The sequence below is a fragment of the Paracoccus sp. (in: a-proteobacteria) genome, from assembly GCF_030536915.1.
Lineage (GTDB): Bacteria > Pseudomonadota > Alphaproteobacteria > Rhodobacterales > Rhodobacteraceae > Paracoccus.
Genome location: NZ_JAUNPC010000104.1, coordinates 1 through 8,790 on the forward strand (window position 1 = coordinate 1; position 8,790 = coordinate 8,790).

Consider the following 8,790-nt stretch of genomic DNA (forward strand, 5'->3'; position numbering starts at 1 on the left):
TGCGCCGCGCTGTTCGGGGGCGAGGTCGCGGATTGGGTGGGCCGGGGCACCGGCTCGGACGATGCGGGCCTGCGGCGCAAGGTCGATGCGATCACGCGCGGGCTTGCGCTTCACCGGGGCTGTTCGCCGCTGGAAACCCTTGCGGCCCTGGGCGGGCGCGAACAGGCCGCGATCTGCGGCGCGGTCCTTGCGGCGCGCGCCGCCCGCATCCCGGTGATCCTCGACGGCTTCATCTGCACCGCCGCCGTGGCGCCCCTGTTCGCGGCGGACCCGCGGCTTCTCGACCACTGCCTCGTCGGACACCTTTCGCTTGAGCCGGGTCACAGGAAGCTGCTTTCAGCCATGGGCAGGACCGCCATCCTCGACTTCGACATGCGGCTGGGGGAGGGCTCGGGGGCGGCCCTTGCGCTGGGGATCCTGCGCGGGGCGCTCGCCTGCCACAACGGCATGGCGACCTTTGCCGATGCCGGGATCGACGGGGCATGAGGCAGCGGCTGGCCGAGGCACAGCTGGCGGTCATCCTTCTGACGCGGGTGCCCTTCGGGCGCCTGCGCGATCCCGTGCCGCCCCTTGGCGCGGCGGCCTGGGCCTTTCCGCTGACCGGGCTGCTGGTCGGCCTGATCGCGGGCGCGGTGATGGCGGCGGCGCTGGCGCTTGGCCTGTCGCCACCGGTCGCGGGCGGGTTGGCCCTTGGCGCGCAGGTCATGGCGACCGGCGCCCTGCACGAGGACGGGATTGCCGACATCTGCGACGGCTTCTGGGGCGGTGCCACGCGCGAGCGGCGGCTTGAGATCATGCGCGACAGCCGGATCGGCAGCTACGGCACGGTCGGGCTGGTCCTGACGCTCGGCCTGCGCTGGCTGGGGCTGGCCGCCCTGGCCGAGGCGCAGGCCTTGGCCGCCGTGATCACCGTCGCCATGGCCAGCCGGGTGGCCCCTGTCGCGCTGATGGCAGGCCTGCCTCCCGCGCGCCCCGACGGGCTGGGGGTGCAGGGACGGACCGTGGGCACGGCCAGCGTCCTCGCGGCGGCGCTGATCGGGGGGCTGCCCATGTTGCTTCTGCCGCAGGGCTGGGCCGCGCTGGTCGCGGCGGCCCTGAGCGTTGCGCTCCTGGCGCTTGTCGCCCGCCGGAAGATCGGCGGGCAGACCGGCGACGTGCTGGGCGCAGGCCAGCAGGCCGCCGAGATCGCGCTGCTGCTGGCGCTCGGCGCGGGCCGGTAACCGGGACGGACCCGCTGCCGTTGGCGGCCTCGACGCCGTAGATCAGGACCAGCCGGTGGTTGATCTCGCCCCCGCGGATGCGCAGCTGCGTGGCGCTGCAGCCCGCGCCGTTTACCGAAACCCTTGGAACGGCCCGCGGGGCATCCTGGACGGTGGCAAGGCTGCGCTGGCGGATCTCCTCGGCCGTAGCCACCGAATGGGCGGGGCCATAGCGCGCCTGCCCGATCAGGGCTGATGAGAGTTGCAGACTTGTTCGCTGATTGGCAGGGTTCTGTTGGCGCTATTTGTCCGCTTCATGGATGCCGGTATCAGCCTTTAGCGCAGCGAAAAGGGCGGACGTGCCGACTTTCACGTGTGCGGCCGCCTCGCGCATGGTGAGGCCGGACGCAATGAGCTGGCGCGCGCGGAGCAGGAAGCGATCCTGAAGCCGGCGAGGGAGTAGCCGAAGCAGTCAGGTCAGGGTTGCTTTGGTCGGGCAATTCGCCGCTCAGTAAAAATGCAGGCGGCCATCGCGCGTATGGTCGCAGCGAACCGGAATACCGTAGAGGCGCGTGAGGTTGGCGGCGGTCAGCGCCTGCTCGACACGGCCGGATACGATCACCCCGCCTCGGTTCAGCAGAAGCGCCCGTTCGCCAAGTGCGGCTGCCTGGTCCGGGTCGTGGGTCGAGAGGATGATCGCCGTCCCTTCCTCCGCAAGCCCCCGCACCGCCGCGTTCACCTGCAGGCGGTTGGCGAAGTCGAGGCTGGCGGTCGGCTCGTCCATGATGATGGCATCCGCGTCCTGGGCCAAGGCCCGCGCAATCAGGACAAGCTGGCGCTGACCGCCGGAAAGCCGGGTGATCTCGGCCTCCGCCAGTCCGGCGATGCCGAGCCTGTCCAGTGCGGCCATGGCGCGAGCGGTCTCGGCCCGGCCGGGACGCGTGAAGGGGCCCAGCCCCGCTGCCGCGCCCATCAGCACGATGTCGAGCGCGGTGAAGGCGAAGGGCGTCGTCAGCGTCTGGGGCACATGGGCAAGATGCTGGGCGATCTGAACTCGGGACAGGGTGCCGAGCGGCTGCCCTTTCAACTGGATCCGCCCGGCAACAGGCGGGATCAGCCCCAGCAGAGTGCGGAACAACGTGGTCTTGCCCGCGCCGTTGGGGCCGAGCAGGCAGAGGACCTCGCCCGCCTCAAGGCGCAGGTCGATGCCGTCCACCAGCGCCCGGCCGCCATGGCCTACGGCAAGGTTGCAGGCGTCGATGATCGGCGTCACGCGCTCCATGGCCTGGTCCCCCGCGCCAGCAGCCAGACGAAGACCGGCGCGCCGAGGACGGCGGTGAGGATGCCCAAGGGGATCTCCAGCGTGGCGATGTTGCGCGCGGCGGTGTCCACCAGCACCATGAAGCCTGCGCCGATCAGGATCGCAGCGGGCAGCAGGCGGTCAAAGCGGGGGCCGGTCAGAAGCCGCGCCATATGCGGCACCATCAGCCCGATCCAGCCGATCACCCCCGCCAGCGCCACCGCCGCCGCCGTCATCAGCGTGGCGCAGGCGATGACCAGCAGCCGCAGGCGCGCGGCGTCGATGCCCATCGCGCGGGCCTCGTCATCCCCCATCGCCAAGAGCCCGATACGCCAGCGCAACGCCAGTAGCGGCAGCACGCCCACGAGCAGCGCGGGCAGCCCCGCCCAGAGGTCGGCGCGTTTGACCCCGGCCAGGCTGCCCATCAGCCAGAAGGTGATCGCGGGCAGTTGCTGCTCGGGATCGGCCAGCAGCTTGACCAGCGAGATGCCCGCCCCCGCCAAGGCCCCGATGGCGATCCCGCAGAGCACCATGATCAGCACCTCGGCCCCGCCGCGCAGGGCGAGCGTCAGCGCGATCACCAGCCCCACCGTCACCAGTCCCATGCCGAAGCCGAGCAACTGGATCAGCATGACCGGCAGGCCCAGCAGGATGCCCAGCACCGCCCCGAAGCCCGCCCCGGCCGAGACGCCGAGGATGTCGGGCGACACCAGCGGATTTCGGAAGGTGGTCTGATAGGCCGCGCCCGCCGCCGCCAGCGCCGCCCCGACCAGGGCGGCCGCCAGCACCCTTGGCAGGCGGATGTTCAGCAGCACCGTCGCCGCCTGCGGGTCGGACCTGTCGCCCGCCAGAACGGCGAGGATGCGGCCAGGGGACAGTGCGAAAGGCCCGATCGCCGCACCGGCCAGCAAGGTCGCAAGCAGGACCAAGACCAGAACGGCGGTCAGGCCGCGCTCACTCACCCAGCAGGACCGTCAGCTCGGCCTCGGTCGGGCGCACCCCATAGAACAGGTCGTAGAACTCGGCGACCTCGGCCCGCAGGTCGCCCGGCGCATGGTCGGGGTAAAGCTTGTGCATCAGCCACGTCAGCCCGATCAGCCGATTGACCGAGGGCGGCGCGTCGATGAAGCCGAAGGGGGCCGAGGGCGCCAGATAGATCCGGCCATTCGCCACCGCCGGAACACCCTGCCATTCGGGCATGGTCCCGACATTGGCGGCGAAGTCCCTGTCGATGGTGATGATGACCTCGGGTGCCCAGGCCTGCACCTGCTCGGGCGAGACGGTGGCGAGGCCGCGCGTTTCCGCCTGGGCCACGTTGATGGCGCCGACGCGCTCGATGATCTCGGCGTTGATCGAGCCGCGGGCCGGGGTTTCCAGCCCCTCGGGGCCACGGGCGAGATAGACGGTCGGGCGCTGGTCCTCGGGGAGCGTGGCCAGCAGCGCGTCGAGGTCGGCGAGCGTCCGCTCGGCATAGGCCGCCAGTTCCTCGCCGCGCGCTGGCACCGCCAGCAGGTCCGCCATGGCACGAATCCCTTGCGCCATCCGGGCGAAGCTGCCGTCGATCAGGACATAAGGCACCCCCGCCTGATCCTGTATCCGCCCGGCAAGGTCGATGTAGGTGTCGCTGACGGTGCCATAATCCACAATCAGGTCGGGCCTGGCCGAGAGCAGCACCTCGAGGTTCAGGGTGTCCCCGCGCCCGGTCAGGCGACCAAGCGCGGGCAGTCGGGCGGCTTCCGCGCGCAGAAAGGGCAGGTCGGCGGGCTTGGGCGCGCTGACCCAGCCGACCATCGCCTCGGGCTTGAGGGTGTAGAGCAGCATCGCGGCGGGCGGCCCGGCGGCGAAGACCCGCGCGGGGTTCTCGGGCACCTGAACCACGCGCCCGGTGACGTCGGTCACGATCCGGGTCTGGGCCAGCGCGGGCAGCGCGGCCAGCGTCAGCAGGGCGCCGGCAAGGGCGCGGCGGGTCAGGCACATCATGGCATGGCTCCGAATTCGGCCTTGATGTCGATCAGGGGCGTGCCGTCGAGGCAATCGAGCCCGCGCACGCTCAGCACCGGGCCATCGACCGCCAGCAGCCGCACCACCGAAGAGGCCACGGGATTGGGCCGCACCGGCGAGCGCAGCGCGAAGGTGCCGGTGGCGCGGTCGCCGAAGGCGGGGTTCTGCAGCACCAGGTCGCGCCGCGCCTCGTGCATCCAGTAGAGCAGTTGCAGCCGCTCGCGCCCCGCGATGTCGGTCAGGCCCGCGACCCAGGGCTCGGCCACCACCACCCGGCAGACCGGCCCGTTCTCGGGGTCGCCCCGGTGCGGGCAGTCGCCGCGTGCAGTCCAGGGCGTGTGGATGCGGCCGATGAACCAGAGTTGCGCATCGAAGCGCTGCGGGACGGTGACGGCGGTCTCATGCGGGCGCAGGGCGCCCGCGCAAAGGTCATTCATCCACGCCGACCATCACGTCCGAGGCCTTGATGACTGCCGAGGCCTTGTCCCCGACCTTGAGTCCCAGTTCCTTCACCGCCTCGTTGGTGATCGAGGCGGTGATGGTGCTGCCGCCGAGGTCGATGCGGACATGGCTGGTGACGGCGCCGGTCACGATCTCGGTGACGGTGCCGGACAGGACGTTGCGGGCGCTGAGCTTCATGGGGTTTCTCCGATGTCGTTGGGCCGGATCAAAGGGCGGCCTGTCGGCAGGCCGTGCGCATCCAGTCGAGGATGCGCCCTTCATCGGCAGGCAATTCCTGCGCACCGCCCGCCGCAAAGGCAAGGAACGCCTCGCGGTAGGCGGGAGAGACCCCGACCAGCACCGGCAGCCCGCGCTCGCAGGCCTGCCCGATGGCGCCGACCAGGCCCCGGCCCGCCGCCTCCTGCTTGCCGAACTTGTTGACGACCAGCGCCTGCGCGGCGGGAAGCCGGTCCTCGACCACCATCACCGCCGCTTCCAGCGCCTCGGGGTTCAGGCGGCAGCCCGTCACCTCGGGGCCGAGGTCCACGCTGATGTCGCGCCGCTCGCCATCCGGCAGCAGCGCCAGCACGATATGGCATTTCTCTGACGCGAGGACGGGATCGACCGGCTGCACCGTTCCGGCCAGCGCGATACCCACGTCCCGCGCCCTTTCGGCAACGGCGGCCAGGACGGCGTCGGTCGCCTTTTCCTGATCCGAGCAGACATACCGGATTTCCATGCCCCTACCTCTCGCGGCTCTTCGATATGAATGATGAAATATATCGCGCCGGTTTGGCAAGCCGTCGATCCCGGTGCGACCCACTTGGCGCTCATGCTTGTCTTTCAACCAAATACGTTATGTTTGAGAGAATATAACGAATCGCCTCCGCAAAGCGAGGCGCCAGGAGGAGCAGCCGATGAGTCACCGCACCCGCCTTCTGGGCGCCGCCGCCCTGTGGCTTCTGCCGCTGGCCGCAGGCGCGCAGGACAGCTTCGTCCTCGGCACCATCGTGCTGACCGCCGAGGACGAGCGGACCAGCGGCGGCACCAGTTCGACCGTCACGTCCGAGCAGGTGCTGCGCGAGAACCGCGAGACGCTCGACGACGCGCTGAAGACCGTGCCGGGCGTCAATATCGGCAACACCGGCGGCAGCCGGAACGAGCGGCTTGTCCATGTGCGCGGCTTCGACCGCTTCCAGGTGCCGCTGTCGATCGACGGCATCCGCGTCTACCTGCCCGCCGACAACCGGCTGGACTTCGGCCGCTTCCTGACCCCCGACCTGGCCGAGATCCAGATCCAGAAGGGCTATGTCTCGGTCCTGAACGGCCCCGGCGGCATGGGCGGCGCGATCAACCTCGTCACCCGCCAGCCGACCGAACCCTCCGAGGGCGAGGCGCGGCTGGGGTTCGAAGCCGGCAACCGCGGCGACATCGCCGCGCGCACGGGCTTCCTGTCGCTCGGCACCAAGCAGGAAAACTTCTGGCTGCAGGGCAGCTACCTCAAACGCGACAACGACGGCTTTTATCTGTCGCGCGATTTCACCCCGCGCCTGCAGGAGGACGGCCGCCTGCGCGACAACTCGGACACCGAGGACGACCGGCTGAACCTCAAGGCAGGCTGGACGCCGAACGCGACGGATGAATATGTCCTCAGCTACACCCGCCAGACCGGGGCCAAGAACGCGCCCTACAACGTGGACCAGCCGATCCGCGGGCTGACGCCCCCGCCAGGCGAGGGGCAAAGCTGGCAGCGTGACTGGACCTGGCCGGAATGGGACATCGACGGCCTTGCCTTCTATTCGCACACCGAACTCGGCGACGGCTATGTGAAGACCCGCGCCTATGTCAACCGCTTCGACAACATCCTGTCGGCCTGGGACGATTACACCCACACGACCCAGACCCAGCGCCGCGCCTTCGACAGCCGTTACAACGACAAGGCCTGGGGCCTGAGCCTTGAGGCGGGGGCCGATCTTGCGGGCGGCAACACGCTCCGCAGCGCCCTGCATTACCGCCGCGACAAGCATGAAACGACCCAGTTCCCCAGCCCCGACCTCGGGCCTGGCCCCGACCCCACCGAGGTCAGCGAGGAAGAAACCATCTCGGTCGCGCTGGAAAACACCTGGGGCCTGCGGGACGACCTGACCGTCATCGGAGGCATCAGCTACGACAAGGCCACCGTGTTGAAGGCCGACCGCACCGACGATGACCGCGGCCTGCCCACGGGAACGTCAGACGCGGTGAACTGGCAGCTTGCGGCACTGTGGCGTCCCGACGACCGGGGCGAGTTCCACGCGAGCCTGTCCTCGCGCACCCGCTTCCCGACGTTGTTCAACCGCTACAGCACGCGCTTCGGCACCGCGGAGCCGAACCCGGACCTGGAATCCGAGCGCGCCACCAATTTCGAGATCGGCTATGCCGGCGACCTCGGCCCGGCCCGGATCGAGACCGCGCTCTTCTACAGCAAGATCGAGGACCTGATCCTGTCGGTCCCGATCGGCGCCGTGGACGACGAGGGCGGCCCCATCACCCAGAGCCGCAACGTCGGCGACGGCACAGCCAAGGGCTTCGAGATCGCCGCCGACTGGCGCATCGACGACCGCCTGTCGCTGGCCGCGAACTACACCTGGCTGCAACGCAGCATCTCGGACCCGGTCCGCGACGACTACCGCCCGACCGATACGCCCCGGCACAGCGCCTATCTGCGGCTGGACTGGCAGGCGACGGACCGGCTGACCGTCGCCCCTTCAGTCGAGATCTACAGCTCACGCTTGTCGGAAAGCGCCATCCAGCCCGACGACCCGGAAGAGATCGGCTATACCCGCATCGGCGGCTTCGCGCTGGTCAACCTGAACTTCGACTGGCTGGCGACGCAACGGGCCGGCGTTGTCTTCGGTGTGCGAAACCTGTTCGACCGCGATTACCAGCTGGTCGAGGGATTTCCCGAACCGGGCCGCAGCTTCTTCCTGACGACCAAGGTGACGTTCTGAACCTGCGGGCAGTCCCTCCGTGGATGGAACTCCACCGGTTCATGCGGCAGGTTGGTCAGGGTTCTCCAAGCTTTGTTCAGGAGTCGATGAACTGTGGCCAGCCTGCACCCGGCACTCTTCCTCAGACTCCATTTCACCGAGACTGAGATGATGGGTCCTTGGCAAGGCGGCGCTTCTGGAAGGGATCGCCCGGCACGGATCGATCTCTGCCGCCGGCCGCGAGCTGCACATGAGCTACAGGCGTGCCTGGGGACTGGTCGAGGCGATGGACACGATGTTTGCCGAGCCACTGGTGGTGAGCGCGCGCGGCGGTTCCGGCGGTGGGGCGCGGAGCTGTCGGAGACGGGGGCGCAGGTTCTTGCACTGTTTCGCGAGATCGAAGTCTCCGCTGCGGCCGCAAACGCGGAGCGGATCAGAAAACTCAGAGCGCTTCTGGCCGATGTGTCTGAACGGAAATGACGATTGCCGCAGGGCTGTGGTGCGTCATGCCTTGGCAAACATGACCGATGCAGACTTCCATGTCGCGCCGGTCGTCAACGATCCTTGCCCTTCCGATAGCCCTCGCTGCAGTCTTGCCGGTTGCCGCTGAAGAGGTGGTCGTCTTTGTCGCTGCCTCGATGAAGACCACGCTCGATCCCATCGCTGCCAGGTTGCAGGCCGAAACCGGAAATGCTGTCACCATCCAGCTATGCCGGCTCGAACGTGCTGGCCAAGCAGATCATCGAAGGCGCACCCGCCGACATCTTCATATCAGCATCCAAGCAGTGGATGGACGAGGTCGAGAAGGGCGGTGCCGTAGTGGAGGGCACACGGGTGGATCTGCCTGGCAATACCCTCGTGCTGGTTGCCCATGAGCCCA

At 69.1% G+C, this 8,790-nt stretch carries 10 protein-coding genes and 1 pseudogene; 4 read left to right on the forward strand and 7 right to left on the reverse strand.

Annotated elements, in window-relative coordinates; translation table 11 throughout:
- Positions 1-486 (forward strand): nicotinate-nucleotide--dimethylbenzimidazole phosphoribosyltransferase (locus Q4F04_RS13560; protein WP_303370341.1); only part of this gene is annotated, 486 nt, incomplete at its 5' end.
- Entirely contained in the window at positions 483-1,220 is a 738-nt protein-coding gene (locus Q4F04_RS13565) for an adenosylcobinamide-GDP ribazoletransferase (protein ID WP_303370342.1), read from the forward strand. The genes Q4F04_RS13560 and Q4F04_RS13565, both read left to right, overlap by 4 nt.
- Before the next feature lie 22 nt (positions 1,221-1,242).
- Here Q4F04_RS13565 and Q4F04_RS13570 read toward each other — a convergent pair.
- The 7 genes and pseudogenes from Q4F04_RS13570 to Q4F04_RS13600 all read right to left on the reverse strand — a co-directional run.
- A pseudogene (locus Q4F04_RS13570) lies at positions 1,243-1,413 on the reverse strand (TonB-dependent receptor plug domain-containing protein); the annotation flags it as partial.
- 294 nt (positions 1,414-1,707) lie between these two features.
- Positions 1,708-2,481, reverse strand: a complete 774-nt coding sequence (locus Q4F04_RS13575) for an ABC transporter ATP-binding protein (RefSeq protein WP_303370343.1) — start codon at positions 2,479-2,481, stop codon at positions 1,708-1,710.
- A complete protein-coding gene (locus Q4F04_RS13580; protein WP_303370344.1) occupies positions 2,469-3,461 on the reverse strand; it encodes an iron ABC transporter permease in 993 nt (330 codons plus the stop codon). Before Q4F04_RS13580 ends, Q4F04_RS13575 begins: the two co-directional genes overlap by 13 nt.
- Positions 3,454-4,479, reverse strand: a complete 1,026-nt coding sequence (locus tag Q4F04_RS13585; protein ID WP_303370345.1) for an iron ABC transporter substrate-binding protein — start codon at positions 4,477-4,479, stop codon at positions 3,454-3,456. Before Q4F04_RS13585 ends, Q4F04_RS13580 begins: the two co-directional genes overlap by 8 nt.
- Positions 4,476-4,937, reverse strand: a complete 462-nt coding sequence (locus Q4F04_RS13590; RefSeq protein ID WP_303370346.1) for an SAM-dependent methyltransferase — start codon at positions 4,935-4,937, stop codon at positions 4,476-4,478. Before Q4F04_RS13590 ends, Q4F04_RS13585 begins: the two co-directional genes overlap by 4 nt.
- Positions 4,930-5,139, reverse strand: a complete 210-nt coding sequence (locus Q4F04_RS13595; protein WP_303370347.1) for a molybdopterin-binding protein — start codon at positions 5,137-5,139, stop codon at positions 4,930-4,932. Before Q4F04_RS13595 ends, Q4F04_RS13590 begins: the two co-directional genes overlap by 8 nt.
- 28 nt (positions 5,140-5,167) lie before the next feature.
- Entirely contained in the window at positions 5,168-5,680 is a 513-nt protein-coding gene (locus Q4F04_RS13600) for a DUF2478 domain-containing protein (RefSeq protein ID WP_303370348.1), read from the reverse strand.
- A gap of 178 nt (positions 5,681-5,858) precedes the next feature.
- Here Q4F04_RS13600 and Q4F04_RS13605 point away from each other — a divergent pair, with 178 nt between their 5' ends.
- Both Q4F04_RS13605 and Q4F04_RS13615 read left to right on the forward strand, forming a co-directional pair.
- Positions 5,859-7,931 carry a TonB-dependent siderophore receptor gene (locus Q4F04_RS13605; protein ID WP_303370349.1) on the forward strand — a complete coding sequence of 691 codons (2,073 nt, stop codon included), beginning with the start codon at positions 5,859-5,861 and terminating at the stop codon, positions 7,929-7,931.
- A gap of 669 nt (positions 7,932-8,600) precedes the next feature.
- A partial coding sequence (locus tag Q4F04_RS13615; protein ID WP_303370351.1) for a substrate-binding domain-containing protein occupies positions 8,601-8,790 on the forward strand: 190 nt, incomplete at its 3' end.

What these genes read in the sequence shown, in the direction of transcription:
- Q4F04_RS13565 (WP_303370342.1), top strand. Translation starts at nt 483, where the DNA reads ATGAGGCAGCGGCTGGCCGAGGCACAGCTGGCGGTCATCCTTCTGACG.
- Q4F04_RS13575 (WP_303370343.1), bottom strand. Translation starts at nt 2,481, where the DNA reads ATGGAGCGCGTGACGCCGATCATCGACGCCTGCAACCTTGCCGTAGGC.
- Q4F04_RS13585 (WP_303370345.1), bottom strand. Translation starts at nt 4,479, where the DNA reads ATGATGTGCCTGACCCGCCGCGCCCTTGCCGGCGCCCTGCTGACGCTG.
- Q4F04_RS13590 (WP_303370346.1), bottom strand. Translation starts at nt 4,937, where the DNA reads ATGAATGACCTTTGCGCGGGCGCCCTGCGCCCGCATGAGACCGCCGTC.
- Q4F04_RS13595 (WP_303370347.1), bottom strand. Translation starts at nt 5,139, where the DNA reads ATGAAGCTCAGCGCCCGCAACGTCCTGTCCGGCACCGTCACCGAGATC.
- Q4F04_RS13600 (WP_303370348.1), bottom strand. Translation starts at nt 5,680, where the DNA reads ATGGAAATCCGGTATGTCTGCTCGGATCAGGAAAAGGCGACCGACGCC.
- Q4F04_RS13605 (WP_303370349.1), top strand. Translation starts at nt 5,859, where the DNA reads ATGAGTCACCGCACCCGCCTTCTGGGCGCCGCCGCCCTGTGGCTTCTG.